Origin of the sequence: Roseateles sp. (genome assembly GCF_031397715.1) — a bacterium.
In the GTDB taxonomy this organism is placed as follows: Bacteria; Pseudomonadota; Gammaproteobacteria; order Burkholderiales; family Burkholderiaceae_C; genus Paucibacter_A.
Genome location: NZ_JANNMI010000203.1, coordinates 1 through 20,357, shown reverse-complemented (window position 1 = coordinate 20,357; position 20,357 = coordinate 1). Strand labels below are relative to the sequence as shown.

Annotated in this window: 23 protein-coding genes; 8 read left to right on the top strand and 15 right to left on the bottom strand. The window is 62.4% G+C overall.

Translation table 11 applies throughout. The features are described from left to right. A partial coding sequence (locus RMO57_RS21995) for a PEP-CTERM sorting domain-containing protein (protein ID WP_414896396.1) occupies positions 1–84 on the top strand: 84 nt, incomplete at its 5' end. 76 nt (positions 85–160) lie between these two features. On the opposite strand, the gene RMO57_RS09010 is transcribed toward RMO57_RS21995, so the two are convergent. The 9 genes from RMO57_RS09010 to RMO57_RS08970 all read right to left on the bottom strand — a co-directional run bounded on the left by RMO57_RS09010 (position 161) and on the right by RMO57_RS08970 (position 9,087). After that, positions 161–1,669: a tripartite tricarboxylate transporter permease gene (locus RMO57_RS09010; RefSeq protein WP_310385866.1), complete on the bottom strand. Its 1,509-nt coding sequence runs from the start codon at positions 1,667–1,669 to the stop codon at positions 161–163. 10 nt (positions 1,670–1,679) lie between these two features. Beyond that, a complete protein-coding gene (locus tag RMO57_RS09005; RefSeq protein WP_310385864.1) occupies positions 1,680–2,144 on the bottom strand; it encodes a tripartite tricarboxylate transporter TctB family protein in 465 nt (154 codons plus the stop codon). A 196-nt stretch (positions 2,145–2,340) separates the two neighbouring features. Continuing rightward, a complete protein-coding gene (locus RMO57_RS09000) occupies positions 2,341–4,137 on the bottom strand; it encodes a GspE/PulE family protein (protein ID WP_310385862.1) in 1,797 nt (598 codons plus the stop codon). Further along, positions 4,134–4,934, bottom strand: coding sequence for a spermidine synthase (locus RMO57_RS08995; protein WP_310385860.1), 801 nt, complete (start codon positions 4,932–4,934; stop codon positions 4,134–4,136). The genes RMO57_RS09000 and RMO57_RS08995 overlap by 4 nt, the downstream gene beginning before the upstream one ends. Next, positions 4,927–5,436, bottom strand: a complete 510-nt coding sequence (locus tag RMO57_RS08990; RefSeq protein ID WP_310385859.1) for a DNA-deoxyinosine glycosylase — start codon at positions 5,434–5,436, stop codon at positions 4,927–4,929. Before RMO57_RS08990 ends, RMO57_RS08995 begins: the two co-directional genes overlap by 8 nt. Continuing rightward, on the bottom strand, positions 5,429–6,247 hold the full coding sequence (locus RMO57_RS08985; RefSeq protein ID WP_310385857.1) for a TatD family hydrolase: 819 nt from the start codon (positions 6,245–6,247) through the stop codon (positions 5,429–5,431). Before RMO57_RS08985 ends, RMO57_RS08990 begins: the two co-directional genes overlap by 8 nt. Before the next feature lie 18 nt (positions 6,248–6,265). Further along, entirely contained in the window at positions 6,266–7,126 is an 861-nt protein-coding gene (purU, locus tag RMO57_RS08980; RefSeq protein WP_310385856.1) for a formyltetrahydrofolate deformylase, read from the bottom strand. Between the two features lie 13 nt (positions 7,127–7,139). Beyond that, complete coding sequence (locus tag RMO57_RS08975) at positions 7,140–7,838, bottom strand: ABC transporter ATP-binding protein (protein WP_310385855.1); 699 nt, start codon at positions 7,836–7,838, stop codon at positions 7,140–7,142. After that, complete coding sequence (locus RMO57_RS08970) at positions 7,831–9,087, bottom strand: lipoprotein-releasing ABC transporter permease subunit (protein WP_310385854.1); 1,257 nt, start codon at positions 9,085–9,087, stop codon at positions 7,831–7,833. The genes RMO57_RS08975 and RMO57_RS08970 overlap by 8 nt, the downstream gene beginning before the upstream one ends. 162 nt (positions 9,088–9,249) lie before the next feature. Between RMO57_RS08970 and RMO57_RS08965 the strand changes: the two genes are divergently transcribed. The 6 genes from RMO57_RS08965 to RMO57_RS08940 all read left to right on the top strand — a co-directional run bounded on the left by RMO57_RS08965 (position 9,250) and on the right by RMO57_RS08940 (position 15,330). Further along, complete coding sequence (locus tag RMO57_RS08965; protein ID WP_310385853.1) at positions 9,250–10,263, top strand: sulfate ABC transporter substrate-binding protein; 1,014 nt, start codon at positions 9,250–9,252, stop codon at positions 10,261–10,263. Between the two features lie 3 nt (positions 10,264–10,266). After that, the gene (cysT, locus tag RMO57_RS08960; protein WP_310385852.1) at positions 10,267–11,127 is read left to right on the top strand and encodes a sulfate ABC transporter permease subunit CysT; all 861 of its coding nucleotides are present in this window, start codon (positions 10,267–10,269) and stop codon (positions 11,125–11,127) included. Beyond that, entirely contained in the window at positions 11,127–12,014 is an 888-nt protein-coding gene (gene cysW / locus RMO57_RS08955) for a sulfate ABC transporter permease subunit CysW (RefSeq protein ID WP_310385851.1), read from the top strand. The genes cysT and cysW overlap by 1 nt, the downstream gene beginning before the upstream one ends. A gap of 179 nt (positions 12,015–12,193) precedes the next feature. After that, positions 12,194–13,270 (top strand): sulfate ABC transporter ATP-binding protein, encoded by a 1,077-nt coding sequence (locus tag RMO57_RS08950; RefSeq protein ID WP_310385850.1) that lies wholly within the window; start codon positions 12,194–12,196, stop codon positions 13,268–13,270. A gap of 6 nt (positions 13,271–13,276) precedes the next feature. After that, positions 13,277–14,203: a CysB family HTH-type transcriptional regulator gene (locus RMO57_RS08945; RefSeq protein WP_310385848.1), complete on the top strand. Its 927-nt coding sequence runs from the start codon at positions 13,277–13,279 to the stop codon at positions 14,201–14,203. Positions 14,204–14,304: 101 nt separating this feature from the next. Next, positions 14,305–15,330 carry a sulfate ABC transporter substrate-binding protein gene (locus tag RMO57_RS08940; RefSeq protein WP_310385847.1) on the top strand — a complete coding sequence of 342 codons (1,026 nt, stop codon included), beginning with the start codon at positions 14,305–14,307 and terminating at the stop codon, positions 15,328–15,330. Between the two features lie 67 nt (positions 15,331–15,397). Here RMO57_RS08940 and RMO57_RS08935 read toward each other — a convergent pair whose 3' ends face one another. The 3 genes from RMO57_RS08935 to RMO57_RS08925 are packed head-to-tail and all read right to left on the bottom strand — an operon-like array spanning position 15,398 to position 18,401. After that, entirely contained in the window at positions 15,398–16,900 is a 1,503-nt protein-coding gene (locus RMO57_RS08935) for a tripartite tricarboxylate transporter permease (RefSeq protein ID WP_310385846.1), read from the bottom strand. 17 nt (positions 16,901–16,917) lie between these two features. Next, a complete protein-coding gene (locus RMO57_RS08930; protein WP_310385845.1) occupies positions 16,918–17,379 on the bottom strand; it encodes a tripartite tricarboxylate transporter TctB family protein in 462 nt (153 codons plus the stop codon). Positions 17,380–17,423: 44 nt separating this feature from the next. Next, positions 17,424–18,401 carry a tripartite tricarboxylate transporter substrate binding protein BugD gene (locus RMO57_RS08925; protein ID WP_310385844.1) on the bottom strand — a complete coding sequence of 326 codons (978 nt, stop codon included), beginning with the start codon at positions 18,399–18,401 and terminating at the stop codon, positions 17,424–17,426. A gap of 409 nt (positions 18,402–18,810) precedes the next feature. Here RMO57_RS08925 and RMO57_RS08920 point away from each other — a divergent pair, with 409 nt between their 5' ends. After that, complete coding sequence (locus RMO57_RS08920; protein WP_310385843.1) at positions 18,811–18,963, top strand: hypothetical protein; 153 nt, start codon at positions 18,811–18,813, stop codon at positions 18,961–18,963. Between the two features lie 72 nt (positions 18,964–19,035). Here the strand turns inward: RMO57_RS08920 and RMO57_RS08915 are convergent, their stop codons facing one another. From RMO57_RS08915 to RMO57_RS08905, 3 genes are all read right to left on the bottom strand, one after another. Next, positions 19,036–19,206, bottom strand: a complete 171-nt coding sequence (locus RMO57_RS08915; protein WP_310385842.1) for a PEP-CTERM sorting domain-containing protein — start codon at positions 19,204–19,206, stop codon at positions 19,036–19,038. A 132-nt stretch (positions 19,207–19,338) separates the two neighbouring features. After that, positions 19,339–20,025 carry a hypothetical protein gene (locus tag RMO57_RS08910; protein WP_310385841.1) on the bottom strand — a complete coding sequence of 229 codons (687 nt, stop codon included), beginning with the start codon at positions 20,023–20,025 and terminating at the stop codon, positions 19,339–19,341. A gap of 68 nt (positions 20,026–20,093) precedes the next feature. Beyond that, positions 20,094–20,357: FAD-dependent oxidoreductase (locus RMO57_RS08905; protein ID WP_310385840.1), on the bottom strand; the 264-nt coding region annotated here is incomplete at its 5' end.

Sequence of the window (20,357 nt, the reverse complement as noted above, 5' to 3'; positions counted from 1 at the left end):
GAGCCGGCATCCTACGCATTGCTGCTGGCAGGACTGTGCGGCGTCGCCGGCCTTGCAAGACGCCAGCGCCAAGCTCAGCACTAAGCACTGAGCACTCAGCACCCCACACCGAATTGAGCAAAAAAGCCAGGCACCGAGCCTGGCTTTTTTGCGCCCTCCATCAATCCTCCTGGAAAGCTTCCTCGCGCTTGCTCTTGATCGACGGCAGCATCACCAATACCACCATCAACAGCGCTGCAATCAAAAGCCCGGCCGACAGCGGCCGCGACATGAACGTACCCCAATCGCCGCGCGACAGCAGCAGCGCTCGGCGCAGGTTCTCCTCCATCATCGGGCCAAGAATAAAGCCCAAAAGCAGGGGCGCGGGCTCGCAGCTGAGCTTGTAGAACAGATAGCCCAGCACGGCAAAAGCCGCCGTCAAATAGACCTGAAAGCTGTTGTTATTCAGTGTGTAGGCGCCGATGCAGCAAAACGTCACGATGGCCGGGAACAAGAAGCGATAAGGCACCGTCAGCAGCTTGATCCAGATGCCGATCAGCGGCAGGTTCAAAATCACCAACATCAGATTGCCTATCCACATTGAGGCGATCAAACCCCAGAACAGCTCCGGATTGCTGACCATCACCTGGGGGCCAGGCTGTATGCCCTTGATCGTCATCGCGCCGACCATCAAGGCCATCACCGCGTTGGGCGGAATACCCAGCGTCAACATCGGGATAAAGCTGGTCTGCGCGCCGGCGTTATTGGCGGCCTCGGGCCCCGCCACGCCCTGGATCGCGCCCTTGCCGAACGGGATGCGGGGGTTCTTGACGACCTTCTTTTCCAAGGTGTAGGCGGCGAACGAGGCCAGCAAGGCGCCACCGCCGGGCAGCACCCCCAGCACCGATCCAAGCGCGGTGCCGCGCACCACCGAGGGCCAGGCCTCTTTGAAGTCTTGCTTGTTTGGCCACAACCCCTTCACATCATGGGTAAACACCTCCCGGTGTTCAGCCGGCAGCCCCAGATTGGCGATGATTTCTCCAAAACCGAAAATACCCATGGCGACAACCACAAAGCCCAGACCGTCGGTCAACTCAGGGATGTCAAACGAGAAACGCGGCGTGCCCGAGATCACATCGGTGTTGATCTGCCCCAGCAGCAGGCCCAACAAGATCATCGCAATCGCCTTCACCAGGGAGCCCGACGCCAGCACCACCGCACCGATCAAACCCAGCACCATCAAGGAGAAATACTCGGCCGGGCCGAACTTGAAGGCCAGCTCTATCAGCGGCGGCGCGAAGGCCGCAATGATGACAGTGCCCACGCAGCCGGCGAAAAATGAGCCCAGCCCCGCCACCGCCAAGGCCGCTCCGGCACGGCCCTGGCGTGCCATTTGGTAACCGTCAATCGCCGTCACCACCGAGCTGGATTCACCGGGCACATTGATCAAAATGGCCGTTGTCGAGCCGCCGTATTGGGCGCCATAGTAGATACCGGCCAGCATGATCAGGGCCGGAGTTGCATCCAGCGCATAAATCGACGGCAGCAGCATCGCAATGGTGGCGACCGGGCCCAGACCCGGCAGCACGCCAATCAGGGTCCCCAGCAGCGCGCCGCCAAAGGCATAGAGCAGGTTCTGCAAGGTCAGCGCGGTATGAAAGCCCAGCGCAAGATTGTTCAAAAGGTCCAAGTGCCCGCCCTCAGCCGCCAGAGATTTCGGGCCAGACTGGAATCACCAGCCGCAGACCCCAGATAAAAATCAACCAGCTCATCAGCGTCAGGACGGCGCTGTTCAGCAAGGCCTCTTTCAACTTGAATTCTTCGCCCGCTAAGGTGGACAGCACGATCACGGCCGGCAGCGTCAGCACCAACCCCAGGCGCGGCAACATCAGGCCGAACAAGCAGATTGCTGCGGAGATGACGATCAGCGGGCGCCAGGCGATGGTGCCGACAGGGTCGCCGTCGGCAGACTCGATCGTCAAGGCCTTGAACAAGACCAAGCCGCCCAGCAGGGCCAACAGCACGCCCAAGCCAAAAGGGAAATAGGCCGGACCGGGTCGGGCGGACGAGCCAAAGCTGTATTCGGTGGAACCCCAGGCAAACGCAAGCCCGGTGGCCACGAACAAAAACCCTGACCAGAAGTCGCGTTGACTCTTGATCTTCATTGCTAGCTCTCTCGATGCTGTCGTCGCCGCATTCTAGGCAGCGCCACGCGCCGCGCGACTGTGGCTTACACGTAGAGCTCAATCAGTTGTTAACAGAGCTACTCCCTGCGGTCGGGCGGTCTGTCACTCAAAACCCGCTCAATCAGTTGGAGACAGAGCTACTCCCTGCGGTCGGGCGGTCTGTCACTCAAGTTCATCAGCTTTGCCATTGCGGCGTGCTACGCAACACCTCTTCCAGGGTTGTCATGCCTTCGGCGACCTTCATCGCACCCGCCAGGCGCAGTGGCCGCAGACCCTCTTGCACCGCCTGACGGCGCACAGCCGTCATGTCCAGCGTTGGATGCAGATGGGTCTTGACCGACTCCTCTATCGTCAGCAATTCATACAAGCCGGCTCGACCTCGAAAGCCGGTGTTGCGGCATTCCAGGCAACCCACGGCCTTGTAAGGCTTGACGCCACCATTCATGCGCCAATGCTTGAGCATGTCGTTGAGCGAATCACGGGTCACGCTGGGGTCGGGCACTTTGCAATGCTTGCACAGCGTGCGCACCAGGCGTTGCGCCAACACACCGATCAGCGTCGCGCTGATCAGGTAGGACGGCACACCCAAATCGGTCAAGCGCGTGATCGCCGCCGCCGCATCATTGGTGTGCAGCGTGCTGAAGACCAAGTGGCCGGTCAGCGCGGCCTGGATCGCCATTTCAGCGGTCGCCAGGTCGCGGATTTCGCCCACCATGATGATGTCCGGGTCCTGCCGCATCAGCGCTCGCAGGCCTTCGGCGAAGCCAAAATCCAATACCGTCTGAACCTGGGTCTGGTTGAAGGACGGCTCAATCATCTCAATCGGGTCTTCGATCGTGCAGACATTGACCTCGTCGGTAGCCAGGCGCTTGAGCGTCGAATACAGCGTCGTGGTCTTGCCGCTGCCGGTCGGTCCCGTCACCAAGATGATGCCGTGCGGCCGCTGCACCAGCTTCTCCCAGCGCTCGTTGTCATGCGGCGAAAAGCCCAGCATGGACAAATCCTTGACCGCCGTGTCGGGATCGAAAATCCGCATCACCATCTTCTCGCCGAAGGCCGTCGGCAAGGTCGACAAGCGCATTTCCACCTCGTCGCCGGCCGGGTTGCGGGTCTTGATGCGGCCGTCCAAAGGCCGGCGGCGCTCCACCACATCCATGCGGCCAAGCAGCTTGATGCGCGAAATCATCGCGCTCATCACCGTCGGCGGCAGTTGATAGACGGTGTGCAAGACGCCGTCGATGCGGAAACGGATCACGCCCATCTCGCGCCGCGGTTCCAGATGAATATCGCTGGCGCGCTGATCGAACGCGTACTGCCATAACCAGTCAACCACCTGCACGACGCCCTGGTCATTGGCGTCTAACTGCTTGTTGCTGCGGCCCAATTCCACCAACTGCTCAAAGCTCGCCACCTGGCTTGATTCGCCCGCCTTGGCCGCCGCCCGCACCGAGCGCGCCAGCGTGAAAAACTCGGTCGTGAAGCGCGAAATCTCCAGCGGATTGGCCACCACCAGCTTGATCGGTTTGCGCATATGCGACTCGATCTGCGCCACCCAAGCGATATCAAACGGCTCCGAGGTTGCGATCGTCACATCATTCAGGCCGACCAGAATTGGCAGGCAGCGCTTGGCCTCGGCGTAGCCGACCGACATCACGTCCGAGACCCGGCCCACGTCAACCTTGAGCGGGTCGATGCGCAGATAAGGCAGCTTGGCCCGCGCAGCCAGCCATTCGGTCAGCGCATCCAGATCAAGCGCCTTGCCGCTGCCCACCCGGGTCAGCCCGGCATGCGCCATGCGCACCAAGGGGTGCAGCGAGCTGTCGCCGGCGGCAAAACGCTGCTCGGTACGCTGCACCTGCTCGGGGTCGATCAACTCATCTTCCAAAAGCCAACGCAGCAGCGCTCGCCACTCCAGCCGCCCTTCCGACTTGACGGTGGCGGGGGCGGGATCGGCTTTCGACTTGGCGCTCATGTCCGGGACTCGCCTTTCAACTGATTAATGATGCTCAAAGGCAGCGGTCGCACCAGCCGCAACCACTTCGTTGCCGGCAGGTCAAACTGCGCCTCGATACTAGCCGCTCGGCGCTCCAATTCCTCGCGCTCGGGCACCTCAACACCGCGCGCGGCGACAACGATGGTGTTGCCCTCCTTGGTCGGCGCCAGGCTCCAGACCTGGTCGCTGCCAAACACCGCCGCAATGCGGGCGGCGCTGCGCGCAAAGCTGGCATCCCGGCCGAACAAATTGACCGTCATCAGGCCGCCGTCGGCCAGCAGATTGAAGCAATTCGCATAGAAGGCCTCGTCGTCCAGCACCGGCGAGGCGGCGTCATGGTCGTAGAGGTCGACATTCAAGACCTGTACCGTCTGCGTCCGTTCGGCATCGGCCACCCAGCGCGCCGCGTCCTCGTTGTAGACGGTCAGGCGCTTGTCGTCCTCGGGCAGGTGGAACCAGATCCGACAGGCATGGATGACGGTCGGGTTGATCTCGACAGCGCTGGTCTTCTGCATGCGCAGCACCTTGTGGCAGTAACGCGTGATCGCAGCGGCACCCAGGCCGAGCTGCACCGCATGGCCTTCGCGCAGCGATTCGCTGTCGCGCCAGAGCATCCAGACCATCATGCGCTGGATGTATTCCAGCTCCAGATGCTGGGGTTTGCGTATGCGCATGGCGCCCTGCACCCAGATCGAGTCCAGGTGCAAAAAACGCACGCCGTCGAACTCGGACAAGGTGGCCGGGGCCCAGGCCATTTTTTTGATTTTTTTACTCATAGCTGCTGTCATTCAGTTCATCGGCGATCGCGCCCCAAGCCGCCAGTTTGCCTGCATATGCCAGGGTGTAGGCGGGGCTCGACGAAGGCAGGGCCAAAATTCGGTAGCGATCGGCGGCCGAGCCCAACTGGCGCAAGCCGATCTTCGCGGCCGTGCCGCCATTGAAGGCGATCAATCGCAGCCGCGGCAGGTCGGCCAACAAGGTGAATAAATCGCTGGGCCTGGGGTCGCGGATCTCGCTGTCGAGGCTGCCGCGCCGGTGGGTCTCGCTGATGACGTCCCAAAGTCCTATTTTGTTGGCGAGCAAGAGCTGCAGCCGGCTCGGATAGTCGGCCTGCGCGAGTGGCAGGCCAAAGCTGTCGCCCAAGAGTCGCCAGAGCTGGTTGCGCGGGTGGCCGTAATACTGCTGTGCCAGCAGCGATGCCACGCCGGGGAAGCTGCCCAGCACCAGCACGCGGGTGTCGGCGGCGACTTGGGGGCTCAGGCCCTGCAATCTAAGCATTGACCAATCCCTGCAAGCGCGGCAAGGCCGCCAGCACATTGGCGCCGGTGATGGCCGCCGTCTGCGCCGGTGTCCAGCCGCGCAGTGCGCCCAAGCTCTCGGCGATGCGCGGCAGCTCGGCCGGCTCGTTGCGCGCGCTGGCGCCCCCGGCCCGCTCGGCGGCCGTCTTGTACAGCCAATGCGGAGGGATGTCCGGCGAGTCGGTCTCCAGCACCAGATCGGTGTCGGCCAGCTCGGTGGCCAAACGGCGAATCTGCAGGGACCGCTCAAACGTCAGCGTGCCGCCCAGGCCGAGCTTGCAGCCCAACTCGACAAAGCGCCGCGCCTGTTGCGCACTGCCGTTGAAGGCGTGTGCGATGCCGCCGGCCACCGGGATGCGACCCAGCCCCGCCAACAACTGATCGGCGCTGCGCCGCACATGCATGATCACCGGCAATTCGAAGCGCCGCGCCAGCTTCAGCTGCTCGGTGTAGAAGAACTGCTGCTTCCCGGCATCCAAGCCCGGCACAAAAAAATCCAACCCGATCTCGCCCACCGCCACCAGGCGCGGGTCATCGCGGTGGCGCTCCAACTGCGCGGCCAACAGGGTCAGGTCTTGCTCGCCGGCCTGCATCACATAGAGCGGGTGGATGCCCAGCGCATAAGCGAAGCCATAACGATGCGCCTGCTCGCGGGCGCTGTCCCAGTCGAACGCCCCCACCGCAGGGATCACCAGCATGCACACACCAGCGACCCGCGCACGCTGCACCACCGCGTCGCGGTCGGCGTCAAACTCCGGCGCGTCGAGGTGGCAGTGGCTGTCGATCCACATCAACGAAGCCTGCGTGACTTACTTGAACACCACCGTGCGCCGGCCGTTCATCAAGACCCGGTGCTCGGCATGCCACTGAATCGCGCGCGCCAAGGTCACGCATTCCACATCGCGGCCCATAGACACCAAGGCCTCGGGTGCCAAGCTGTGGTCGATGCGCGCCACTTCTTGCTCGATGATGGGGCCTTCGTCCAGGTCTGAGGTGACGTAATGCGCGGTCGCACCGATCAGCTTGACGCCGCGAGCGTGTGCCTGGTGGTAGGGCTTGGCGCCCTTGAAGCTGGGCAAAAAGCTGTGGTGAATATTGATCGCCCGGCCGGCCAGAAATTTACACATCTCGGGCGAGAGGATCTGCATATAGCGGGCCAGCACCACCAAGTCGATCTGTTGCTCCTCCACCAAGTCGCGAATCTTGCGCTCCTGCTGCAGCTTTTGCTCTTCGGTCGAGTTCAACAGCGGGAAATGGTGGAACGGGATGTTGTGCGAGGCGGCGAGCTGGTAGAAGTCGCGGTGATTCGACGCGATGGCCGGGATCTCAATCGGCAAATGGCCGGTCTGCACACGGAATAACAAGTCATTCAAGCAGTGGCCGAGCTTGGAGACCAGCAGCAAGACGCGCGTCTTGGCGCGGCTGGAGACCAGCGTCCATTCCATTTGCAAGCGTTGCGCCAAGGGCTCAAAAGCCGCTTGCAGCGCGCCTGCTTCGACGCCAGGCGCGCACTCGAACTCAATGCGCATGAAGAAGCGGCAGTGGTCGGCGTCGCCATGTTGCGCCGAGCTGAGGATGTTGCCGCCTTGGCTCGCCAACACACCGGTCACCGCGTGGACGATGCCGGCCTGGTCGGGGCAGCTGAGTTTGAGGATGAAGCGAGAGTTCACGGTGAGGTCCGAATTAAGCGGGGATGGCGGTTTGCATGGTGCCGCCGACCAAGTTCAGCTGGGTGCGGCATTGCGCCGCCAGCGTCTGGTCATGGGTCACCAAGACAAAGGCGGTGCCCACCTCCTGCGCCGTCGCCAGCATCAGCTCGAACACCGCTTGTGCGGTGTTGCGGTCCAAATTGCCGGTCGGCTCATCCGCCAACACGCAGGCCGGCTGGGTGACCAGCGCACGCGCAATCGCGACCCGCTGGCGCTCACCGCCCGACAACTCGGCCGGCCGGTGCAAGACGCGTGCGCCAAGACCAACCCGACCAAGCATCGCGGCCGCCACTTCTCTGGCCTGCGCCTGCGGCATGCGGCGGATGCGCAGCGGCATCGCGACGTTGTCCAGCGCATTGAACTCGGGCAGCAGATGGTGAAACTGGTAGACGAAACCCAGCTGCTGGTTGCGCCAGCGGCCCAGCTCGGGCTCGCCCATGCCGGCCAGTGCTTTGCCCATCAAAGTGACGGTGCCGGCGCTGGGTTTATCCAGCCCGCCCAGCAGATGCAGCAAGGTGGACTTGCCGGAACCCGAGGCCCCGACGATCGCCAGCGTCTCGCCGCGGTGTACCGTCAGGTCGACCCCGCTGAGCACCTGCACATCGAGATCGCCTTCGGTAAAGCGGCGGCCCAGATTCTGGCCTTGCAAGACCACGTCATCACTCTTATTCATACCTTAAAGCCTCGGCGGGCTGAACGCGACTCGCACGCCAACTCGGATAGATGGTGGCCAGGAAGGCCAAAGCCAGAGAAATGCCGACCAAGGGTGCAATGTCCGACATCCGCGGGTCACTCGGCATATGGCTGATCAGATACATGCTGGCGGGCAAGAACTGCGTGTTCAACGCCCATTCGATCGCGGGGACGATGACGTCCAGATTGAAGGCCACCAAGAGCCCCAGCCCCAGGCCGGACAAGGTGCCCAGCACGCCAGCCAAGGCGCCCTGCACCATGAAGATCGCCATGATGGAGCGCGGGCTGGCGCCCAGCGTGCGCAGGATGGCGATATCGGACTGCTTGTCGGTCACTGTCATTACCAGGGTCGACACCAGATTGAAAGCCGCCACCGCAACGATCAAGGTCAGGATGATGCTCATCATGCGTTTTTCGACCTGCACCGCGTCATACCAGTTGGCATTGGTGCGGGTCCAGTCGCGCACCCGCGTCTCAAAACCGAGGCTGCTCGCCAGCTGATTGCCGACCTGGCGGGCCTGGTGCACATCGCTGAGTTTGAGCTGCACACCGGTCGGCCCGGCCACGCGGAAGAACTTGGCCGCGTCATCGACATGGATCAGCGCCATGCCGCTGTCGTACTCGTAATGGCCGGCATTGAACACGCCAACCAGGGTGAACTGCTTGTAGCGCGGCATCACGCCGGCCGGTGTGACATTGCCGCTGGGCGCCACCAGGGTCAGCTTGTCGCCGAGCTGAACGCCCAGCATATGGGCCAGCTCAACGCCCACCACGATGCCGAATTCGCCAGCGCGCAGCTTGGCCAGCGGCCCGTCCTTGAGCTTGGCGGCCAAGGGCGTGACAGCGGGCTCGTACTGCGGGTCAATGCCGCGGACGATGGCGCCGCGCATGTCCTCGCCGCGCGCGATCAAGACCTGTGAGGCAATAAAGGGTGCTGCGGCCACGACGGCCGGGTTTTGCTTGGCCTTGGCAGCGGTGGCCTGCCAATCGGTCAGCGCTTGGCCCTGGTAGTCGGTCAGCTCCACATGGGCAATCACCGACAGCATGCGGTCGCGCACTTCGGTCTGGAAGCCGTTCATCACCGACAAGACGATGATCAGCGCCGCCACCCCAAGCGCAATGCCCAGCACCGAGACGCCGGAGATAAAGGAGATAAAACGGTTACGCCGCCCACCCTTGCCGGCGCGGGTGTAGCGCCAGCCGACTTGCAATTCATATGGCCAATTCATGGGACGCGATGCTAACCGACAAGCCCACATAGCTTGAGGCCGCGGCCCTAGCTCCAGCTCGCTATTTAAATCAAATGGAATAAGCAAATGCAAAAACAGTCGTTTCCAGAATAAGCAAAACTTGGCAAGCTAGCGACCTTCGCAAACTACTTGGTTGCCGCCATGTCCAACTTCAATCGTCGTCGCTTCGTTCTGGCCAGTGCCATGGTCTTCAGCGCGGCAGCCATGGCGCAAACTCCGGCCGACACGCTGCTCAATGTCTCCTACGACGTCAGCCGGGAGCTGTACAAAGAAATCAACCCCGCCTTTATTGCCCAACACAAGGCCAAGACCGGCAAAACGCTGACCATCAACCAATCGCACGGCGGTTCCAGCAAGCAGATCGGCTCGGTGATTGGCGGGCTGGAAGCCGATGTGGTGACGATGAACCAGGCCACCGATGTGGATGCGCTGGCCGAGAAGGGCCTGACGCCGGCCGACTGGCGCAAGCGCTTTCCCAACAACGCCGCCCCCTACAGCTCGACCATCCTGTTCCTGGTGCGCAAGGGCAACCCCAAGGCCATCAAGGACTGGGCCGATCTGACCCGCGCCGGCGTGCAGGTCATCATCCCCAACCCCAAGGTCACCGGCAACGGGCGCTACAGCTATCTGGCCGCCTGGGGCGCGGTGATCGCCAAGGGCGGCACCGAGGCGCAAGCGCGCGAGCAAGTGGCCAAGATTTTTGCCAATGTGCCCGTGCTGGACGGCGGCGGGCGCGGCGCTACCACCACCTTCACTCAGCGCGGCATCGGCGATGTGCTGCTGACTTTTGAGTCCGAGGCCGAACTGATCGAAAACGAATTCGGCAAGGGCCAGTTCGAGGTGGTCAACCCGAGCGTGTCGATTGAAGCCGAGGCGCCGGTGGCGATTGTGGACAAGGTCGCCGCCAAAAAGGGCACAACGGCCACGGCCAAGGCCTATCTGGATTTCCTCTACACGCCCGAAGGCCAGGCGATCATCGCCAAGCACAACTTCCGCCCGCGTGATGCGGCCGTGTTCAAGCGCGAGGAAAAGCGCTTTGCGGCTATCAAGCTGTTCAGCGTGGATCAGTTGTTAGGCGGCTGGCCCACGGTCAGCAAGACCCACTTTGCCGACGGCGGCACTTACGACCAAATCGTCGCCGGTATCAAACGCTGATCTATGAGCCGTCCTGATTCAGCCCCCAAACGCACCAAGCGACGCGTGCTGCCGGGCTTCGGCCCGACCATGGGCTTCACGCTGTTCTATCTGTCGCTGATTGTGCTGATCCCGCTATCGGCGGTGTTTCTCAAATCGGCCGGCCATGGCTTTGATGCTTTCTGGGCCGCCGCCACGGCGCCGCGCGTGGTGGCGTCCTACAAGCTCAGCTTCGGGCTCTCGCTGCTGGCGGCCTGCATCAACCTGGTGTTCGGGCTGATCCTGGCCTGGAGCTTGGTGCGCTATGAGTTCTTCGGCAAGAAAATTGTTGACGCCTTGATCGATTTGCCGTTTGCGCTGCCCACCGCCGTGGCCGGCATCGCGCTGACCGCGCTGTATGCGGGCAATGGCTGGCTGGGGCAAATGCTGGAGCCCTGGGGTATCAAGGTCGCGTTCACGCCGCTGGGCATCTTGGTGGCGCTGATTTTCATCGGCCTGCCCTTCATCGTACGCACGGTGCAGCCAGTGCTGGAGGATATGGAATCCGAACTGGAAGAAGCCGCAGCATCTTTAGGCGCGCACCGTTGGCAGACCTTTCGCCTGGTAATCCTGCCGACCCTGCTGCCGGCGCTGCTGACCGGCTTTGCGCTGGCCTTTGCGCGCGCTGTGGGCGAATACGGCTCGGTGATATTTATCGCCGGCAACCTGCCCATGGTCAGCGAAATCACCCCGCTGATGATCATCTCCAAGCTGGAGCAATACGACTATGTCGGCGCCACGGCCATTGCCACCGTGATGTTGATTTTCTCCTTCAGTCTGCTGCTTGCCATCAACGGCCTGCAGGCTTGGAGCTCGCGCCGTAACGGGCAAGAAGGACGCAAATAATGGCCGGCATCGTGGTTTCAACGCTGGGCGTGCCGCAAAAGAGTGGCGGCCGCTACCAAGACAATCCCGCCACGCGCGAAGCGCCGTGGGTGCGCTATACCTTGTTGGCGCTGGGCCTGAGTTTCTTTGTGCTCTTTCTGGTGATGCCGCTGGTGGCGGTGTTTAGCGAGGCGCTGCGCAAAGGCTGGGGCGTCTACTTGGCCGCCTTGGTCGAGGCGGATGCCGTCTCGGCGCTCAAGCTGACGCTGATTGCCGCAGCCATCGCCGTGCCCTTGAATCTGGTCTTTGGCGTCAGCGCCGCCTGGGCAATCGCCAAGCATGACTTTCGCGGCAAGCATTTACTCATCACCTTCATCGACCTGCCCTTCTCGGTCTCGCCGGTGGTGGCGGGCCTGGTCTATGTGCTGATTTTTGGTGCGCAAGGCTGGTTCGGCCCCTGGCTGCAGGCGAACGACATCAAGATCATCTTCGCCGTGCCCGGCATCGTGCTGGCCACTATCTTTGTGACATTTCCGTTTGTGGCGCGCGAGCTGATCCCGCTGATGCAGGCGCAAGGGCGTGACGAAGAAGAAGCCGCCACCGTGCTCGGTGCTACCGGCTGGCAGACCTTTTGGCGCGTCACGCTGCCCAACGTCAAATGGGGCCTGCTCTACGGCGTGATCCTGTGCAATGCGCGCGCCATGGGCGAGTTCGGCGCGGTCTCGGTGGTATCAGGCCATATCCGTGGTCAGACCAACACCCTGCCCTTGCATGTCGAAATTCTCTACAACGAGTATCAATTCGCGGCCGCGTTTGCTGTGGCCTCCATCCTGGCCTTGCTGGCGCTCGTCACCCTGATCCTGAAGCAGTTCGTCGAATGGCAGGCGACTCAAAAGGCAGTGGACTGAGGTCACAAGCTGCAAAGAAATCTCAAGACGCAGAGCTCGCAAAGTAGCGCAGAGGCCGCAGAGGCCGCGCCTATCACGCAGAAAACTGCACCAATTTTATTTTTCTCTGCGGCCCTCTGCGTTCCTCTGCGCCCTCTGCGTCCGAATGGCTACACACCAGACATAGGCCCGAACCCATCATGAGCATCCAAGTCAAAAACATCCACAAGTCCTTCGGCAACTTCACCGCGCTAGGCGACGTCAGCCTCGACTTCCCGACCGGCGAGTTGGTGGCACTGCTGGGCCCGTCCGGCTGCGGCAAGACCACGCTTTTGCGCATCATCGCCGGCCTGGAGACCGCCGATCGGGGTCACGTCTTGCTGGACGGACAAGACGCGTCCGACACCCATGTGCGCGAGCGCCAGGTCGGCTTCGTGTTCCAGCATTACGCGCTGTTCCGCCATATGACGGTGTTCGAGAACGTCGCTTTCGGCCTGCGTGTCAAGCCGCGCAGAGAGCGGCCGAGCGAGAGCGAGATCAAGCGCAAGGTGCACGAGCTCTTGAGCCTGGTGCAGCTGGACTGGCTGGCCGACCGCTTCCCGCCGCAGCTCTCCGGCGGCCAGCGCCAGCGTATTGCCCTGGCCCGCGCGCTGGCCGTCGAGCCGCGCGTATTGCTGCTGGACGAGCCCTTCGGCGCGCTCGACGCCAAGGTGCGCAAGGAGCTGCGCCGCTGGCTGCGCCGTCTGCATGACGAGCTGCACATCACCAGCGTCTTCGTCACGCATGACCAGGAAGAAGCGCTGGAAGTGGCCGACCGGGTGGTGCTGATGGACCACGGCAAGGTCGAGCAAATCGGCACGCCGCAAGAGGTCTATGAGCATCCGGCCACGCCGTTTGTCTACGGTTTCCTCGGTGCGGTGAATCGCTTTGAAGGCCGCGCAGAACACCGAACAGACGGCGGCGTGATCCATCTGGGCGACCAGCATCTGAGCTTCGGCAAATCACTGACCGACAGAGTCGGTCAGGTCCAAGCCTATGCGCGCCCGCATGAACTGCAAATTCTGACCGCGGCCGACGCGCGCGGCCTGCCCGCCACGGTCGACCGCGTGCTGAGTTTCGGCGCGGCCGCCCGCGTCGAGTTGACCGGCCTGGACGGCCAGCACTTGGAAGCCGAGCTGACGCGTGAACAAGCCGGCGCGCTGAACCTGCAAAGCGGCCAGCGCGTGCATCTGAGTGCGTCGCGGCTGAGCTTGTTTGAGTCCGGCGCTGGGATCTAGTTCGACATGAATTTCCAGCAACTGCGCATCATCCGCGAGGCCGAGCTGCAAAAATTCAATCTGACCGAAGTCGCCAACGCCTTGTTCACCTCGCAGTCCGGCGTCAGCAAGCACATCAAGGATTTGGAGGACGAGCTCGGCGTCGAGCTGTTCGTGCGCCATGGCAAACGGCTGCTGGGCTTGACCGAGCCGGGCCGCGAGCTGGCCGTGATCGCTCGGCGCATGCTGCAGGACGCCGGCAATATCAAACGCCTGGCCGAGCAGTTTGCCGATGCCGAGCAGGGTCAGCTGACCATCGCCACCACCCACACGCAAGCGCGCTATACCTTGCCGCAGGTGGTGGCACGCTTCAAGGCCGCTTATCCGCGTGTGCACCTGGTGTTGCTGCAGGCCAACCCGACCGAGATCGCCGAATTGCTGCAAGCCGGCGAGGCCGATATTGGCATCGCCACCGAGGCATTGGAGGGCCCCTCAGGGTTGATCAGCTTCCCTTTCTACGCCTGGCAGCACGCCGTCGTGGTGCCCGAGGGCCATGCGCTGCTGAAGGACGCGCGGCTGAGCCTGGAAGCCTTGGCCGAGCACCCGTTGATCACCTATCACGAAGGTTACACGGGCCGCGCCCACATCGACGCCGCTTTCGCCCGGGCCGGCTTGGCACCCGACATCGTGCTATCGGCGCTGGACGCCGATGTGATCAAGACCTATGTCGGCGTGGGCCTGGGTGTGGGCATCGTCGCCGCGATGGCGTTTGATCCACTGCGCGACACCGGGCTGCATCGTCTCGATGCCGGCCACCTTTTCCCCGCCAACACCACCCGCATTGCGCTCAAACAAGGCCAATACCTGCGCGGCTTTGCCTATCGCTTTTTGCAGGAATGCGCGCCCGCTCTGGATGAAGGCCGGGTGCGCGCGGCGATGAGCGGCGCGAGCTGAAATTTTCGCAAAGCAAAGCACATTTTCTTGGTTCACGGCAGGCGCCGGGCTGTCTAAAGTGGCGGCAGCTTCAACCACTGCTAACCCTGAATTGAGACGCGATGAGAATCCCCGCCCGCCGACTGATCAAAGCCTTCGCCATTGCCGCTGCCATCGGCCTCACCGCGGCCCATCCGGCCAAAGCACAAAGCAGCTTGCTTAATGTCTCCTACGACCCGACCCGCGAACTCTATCAAGACTTCAACGCCGCCTTTGCCAAACACTGGAAAGCCAAGACTGGCGAAAACTTGAGCATCAAACAATCGCATGGTGGCTCAGGCAAGCAAGCGCGCTCGGTGATCGATGGCCTGCAAGCCGATGTCGTTACGCTGGCACTTGCCTACGACATTGACGCGCTGCACGACAAGGCACAGCTGCTGCCCGCCGACTGGCAAAAGCGCCTGCCCCACAACGCCTCGCCCTACACCTCCACCATCGTCTTCCTGGTCCGCAAGGGCAACCCCAAGGCGATCAAAGACTGGCCGGATCTGGCCCGCTCCGGCATTGAAGTGGTCACGCCCAACCCCAAGACCTCGGGCGGCGCGCGTTGGAACTATCTGGCCGCCTGGGGCTATGCGCTGGCTCAGCCGGGCGGCAACACGGAAAGCGCCAAGACCTTCGTCAAACGCATCTACGGCAATGCCAAGGTACTGGACTCCGGCGCGCGCGGCTCGCTCACCAGCTTCACCGAGCGCGGCATCGGCGATGTCTTGATCTCATGGGAAAACGAAGCACATTTGGCGGCCAAGGAATTGGGCGCCGGAAGGTTCGAGATCATCACGCCCAGCTTGTCCATTCTGGCCGAGCCGCCGGTCGCCGTGGTCGACAAGGTGGTCGACAAACGCGGCAGCCGCAAGCAGGCCGAGGCCTATTTGGCCTATCTCTACAGCCCCGAAGGCCAAGCGATTGCCGCCAAGCATTTTTACCGCCCGCGCGACCCCGCTGTGGACGCCAAACACGCCCGGCAGTTCACGCCGATCAAGCTCATCAGCGTGGACGAGGTGTTCGGTGGCTGGCGCTCGGCGCAGAAAACCCACTTTGCGGACGGCGGCAGCTTTGATGAAATCTATGCGGAGAAAGGCCGTTGATTTGGCGGCTTGCCCGAGCGAGTCTTTGATTGGCAAATGTCGTCAGCTTGCCATCACTCATCCTGAATCACTCATCCTGAAACGCCTCCTCCCGCTTCTTGGCCAGCGCCGGCATCAGCACCACCAACAGGGCCAGCACGGCCATTGCCAGCATGACGGCGCTGATCGGGCGCTGCAAGAACACCATCGGGTCGCTCTTGGAAAGGATCAAGGCGCGACGCAGATACTCTTCCATCATCGGGCCGATGATGAAGCCCAGCAGCATCGGTGCGGGCTCGCAGTTCAGCTTGGCGCAGACATAGCCAAAGAAGCCAAACAGCGCCATCAGATAGATGTCGAACTGGCTACTGTTGAGGCTGAAAACGCCGATCGCGCAGAACATCAAAATGGCCGGGTAGAGCCGATGGTAAGGCACCATGATCATCTTGACCCACAGGCCGATCAAGGGCAGGTTGAGCACGACGAGAAAGAAGTTGCCAATCCACATCGAGGCGATCAGCCCCCAAAACAGCGCGGGCTGCTCGGTCATCACGGCGGGCCCAGGCTGAATGCCCTGGATGATCATGGCGCCAATCATCAAGGCCATCACCGGGTTGGACGGAATGCCCAGCGTCAGCATCGGGATGAAGGAGGTCTGCGCGCCGGCGTTGTTGGCGGACTCGGGGGCGGCCACGCCCTCGATCGCGCCCTTGCCGAACTGTTTTGAATTCTTGGAGACTTTTTTCTCGATCGAGTAGGCCGCAAACGAGGCCAACATCGCGCCGCCACCCGGCAAGATGCCGAGAGCCGAGCCCAAGAAAGTGCCGCGCAAGACGGGCGCCACGATGCGCTTGAAGTCGTCTTTGCTGAGCATCAGGCCGGAGACCTTCTTCATCACCAGATTGCGGCTTTGGTCATGCTCAAGATTGCGCACGATCTCGCCAATGCCGAACATGCCCATCGCCACGATCACGAAGTTGATGCCGTCGGCCAACTCGGGCAGATCGAAGGTGTAGCGGGCCACACCCGAGTTAACATCCGTGCCTGCCAAGCCCAGCAAGAGGCCCAGCAGCACCATGCCGATGGCATTCAAGAGCGAGCCGCTGGCCAAGACCACCGAGGCCACCAGGCCCAGCACCATCAGCGAAAAATATTCGGCGGGGCCGAACTTCAAAGCCAGGTCGGCCAGTGGCGGCGCGAACAGCGCCAGCAAAATGGTCGCCACCGTGCCCGCAAAAAATGAGCCCAGCGCCGCCGTGGCCAGGGCCTTACCGGCTTGGCCATTGCGGGCCATCTGGTAGCCGTCAATCGCCGTCACCACCGAGGACGACTCGCCGGGTAAGTTGACCAAAATCGCGGTCGTCGAGCCACCGTACTGCGCGCCGTAATAGATGCCCGACAACATGATCAGGGACGAGACGGGCGGCAGACCGAAGGTGATGGGCAGCAGCATCGCGATCGTGGCAACCGGGCCAAGACCCGGCAACACGCCCACCGCCGTGCCCACAAACACACCGATCAAGCAATACAGCAAATTGGTCAGCGACAACGCTGTTTCAAGGCCTAGGCCTAGGTTACTTAGAATTTCCACGGTGCTTACCTAGCTTTTCAAAACTGGAGCCAAGGCCCAAAGACTTGCAAGGGCAGGCCCAGCAATTTGACGAACACCAGCACCGCAAAGCCCGCCATCCCCAAGGCCAGCAGCAGCGCTTCTTGCCACTTGAATTGCGGGCTGGCGTAGGCGCTGATCATGATCAGCACCACGGCGGCCGGCCCCAGGCCTGCGCCGCGCACCAACGCGCCAAACAGGCCCACGGCGACCAACACGATGAAGAGCTCCTTGAGGTGGAACTTTTCAATCGCCTCGCCGCGGCGCTTGAACGAGCGGAACACCGCGATGCCACCGATCACGCTCAACAGCCCACCCAAGACCGTCGGAAAGTAGGCCGGGCCCATCTTGCCGACGGTGCCCATCGCATAGTCGCGGCCGATGAAAACGGCCGCCAGGCCGAAGACCAAAAAGATGACCCCGGTCCAAAAGTCCTTGGGGTGTTTGATCAAGTGGGACATAGCGTGGGCTCTCGGTGATGCTGCAAAGTCTTGGTACTTCTAACTCAATCTGCGTACGCGCCGGCCTTCTTGATGATGGGCGTCCACTTGTCGATCTCCGCCTTCAGATGAGCTTGCAGCACTTCGGGTGTCGCGCGTGCCTCGGCCACCGGCTCGGTGCCCAAGTCAGCAAAGCGCTGCTTGACCATCGGGTCTTTCAGGGCAATCTTCAGTGCTTTGCTGAGCGAATCGATCACCGGCTTGGGCGTGCCCTTGGGCGCATACAGGCCATGCCAGACCGCCACTTCAAAGCCGGGCATGCCGGCCTCGTTCATCGTCGGGATGGCGGGCAGGGAGCCCAGTCGGGTCTTGGTGGTGACGGCGTAGGCCTTGACCTTGCCGCTCTTGATCTGGCTGGTGGTGTTGGTGCTTTGGTCGCACATCAGATCAACTTGCTTGCCCAGCAAGTCGTTCATGGCCGGGCCGGTGCCCTTGTAGGGGACGGTGGTCAGGTCGGTCTCGATGGCCGTCATGAACAGCATGCCGCACAGATGCGAGGCCGAGCCCAGGCCGGCGTTGGCGTAGGTCACCTTGTCTTTGTTGGCCTTCACATAGGCCAGCAACTCCTTCAGGTCTTTGGCGGGGAAGTCCTCACGTGCAATCAGGGTCATCGGCACATCGGTGATCAAGCCGATGGGCTCAAAGCTGTTGATGGCGTCATAGCTGAGCTTGCGATACAGGCCGGGTGCGGTGGACTGGCCGATATGGTGCAAGAACAAGGTGTAACCGTCGGGTGCAGCCTTGGCTGCGCGCGCAGCGCCGATGGTGCCGCCGGCGCCGCCGACGTTCTCGATGATCAACTGCTGCTTCAGCGTGGCGCCCATGGACTGAGCCACCAAGCGCGCTACGGTATCGGTCGGGCCGCCGGCCGCAAACGGCACGATGACGGTGATGGTCTTGTCGGGGTAGGTCTGGGCTTGGGCCAAGAGCGGGGCGGACAGAGCGGCGGCGCTCACCAATGCTGTGAGGATGCGAGATTTCATAATTGTCTCCAGGAGCGAATCGTGTTTTGACGCAGACGAGCGCTGCGGATCACATCTTTTGCTAAAGCGAGCGTTTTTACAATTGTGGGTTTCCGAAGGGAGGGTTGTCCCCAGGGTCGCAATGAAGCTTGCTGCGGAGGATCCACAAGCGGAATTTGCGTTGCGACCGGCGGGCGCCTCGCATTGGCATTGATCCTTTTCATCCCCTCCATCCTGGCGAATACTTTTGGGTCTGGGCTTGCAGTCCGATCAAATTTGACGTTTGGCCGCCGCGCCAGCGTCCTGGGCGCGCGCTGCTGGAACCGAACTCGCTGGCGCTGGACGCAGGATTTGATGCGGTGTGTATGTTCGTCAACAACAAGGCCGACGCCGAGCGCGGTTCAACACCAGGCTGGACTAGAGCCACCTGATGTTCAGCATCTGGGCCAGTATGCAAGCCTCTGCCGACCAGGCCGCTCAGTTCGCTTGTTTGCCGGGCAAGCCGGCCTGGGGGCCGGCCAATTTAGATGTGGCGCAGCGGCTGATCACGCTGCAGGTGCTGGCGGCGCTGCGGCTGGCTTGAGGGTTAGCCCCCTCCCCCCCCCGCGGGGGCAATTCCTTCTTGGGCCGGCCCGGCGAACAAATTGAGAGTTGTTCAGGTCGAAAATTTCTTCTTGTAGGTCGCCAGGCAGCTCAGGCCCAGCAAGAGCAACAGCAACTCGCTGGGCTCGGGCACGACGCTGGCGAATTGGCCGGTGAAGTCATCGATGATGTAGCGGCCAAACGCCGACTCGGATGAAAAGTCGAACAGGCCGTAGGCCGCCACACCGGCAAAGCTCAGGCTTAGCCGGCCTTCCGGGAAGCTGCTGAGGCCCAGCGGCGTTGTTTCGAAGGCGCCCAGCAGCTGCCCGCTGTCGGCCAGCAGCAGGTCGTTGATGTCATGCAGGCGCAGGCTCGCCTACGAGCTCGGGCCGACCGCTCCGGCGTTGATCGCGAAGCCGAAGCTGATGCTGCCGCTGGTGCCATGCAGGAACTCAACCTTCAGGTCGGTCTCCAGCATGGAGGTGCCTTCCAGACCCGGCTCGTGGATGAAGAGCTGATTGAGCCCGGGGCCAATGGTGTTGAAACCAAATCGGTCAAGGGTGGAGAAATTGACATCGTTGATGCCGTCGCCATCGGCGTCGAACAGGTACGAGGTCTCGCCGCTGATCAGATCGTCAAAGGTGATGGTCGAGGCCAGCGCCGTGGCCGGATAGCTGAGCGCCAAGCCCCCGAGCAGGGCGCTCAAGGCTGCGGGAACATGGCGGGCATGCCGGGCTGAAAACATGGCGAACTCCTTGGGAAATGAGCGGCCACGGTTCATCCGTTTTCCGCCAAGGTAAATGGCGTTGCTAGGCGGTAGTGTCAGCGGCTTTGCGCGGTTAGGCTCGCCAGCGGCGTGGTCAGGCTGACACCGGGCGGCCTGCGGCGGGCCCCTACCGCGCTGCCGTCCTTGGCGGGGCGGGGAGGCCAGCGGCTCCAGGCCGTCGGCATTGCGCCGCATCGCCACGCCGACGGCCAGCCAAAAACGTTTTCTCCGCGCCACCCGATCAGTCGCGAGGCCAAGCATGTCGAGCTGGAGGGCGTGTATTTCGCGCTCGATCAAGTCGACGCCACGCTTGGCGAGATGCTCGACACGGCCCGTGCGCGCCGGAGCCTCCGTGCCTGCCCCGCTCAAGCCACCGCCGGCAACCTCATCATGTAGTCAAACGCGCCGAGCGCCGCCTTGGCGCCGTCGCCGGTGGCGATGATGATTTGCTTGAAAGGCACCGTCGTCGCGTCGCCGGCCGCGAACACGCCGGGCAGCGAGGTCTGACCCTTGGCGTCGACGATGATCTCGCCGTGCTTGCTCAACTCGACCACACCCTTCAGCCACTCGGTATTGGGCACCAAGCCGATCTGTACGAACACGCCTTCCAGCTCGATGTGCTTGGCCTC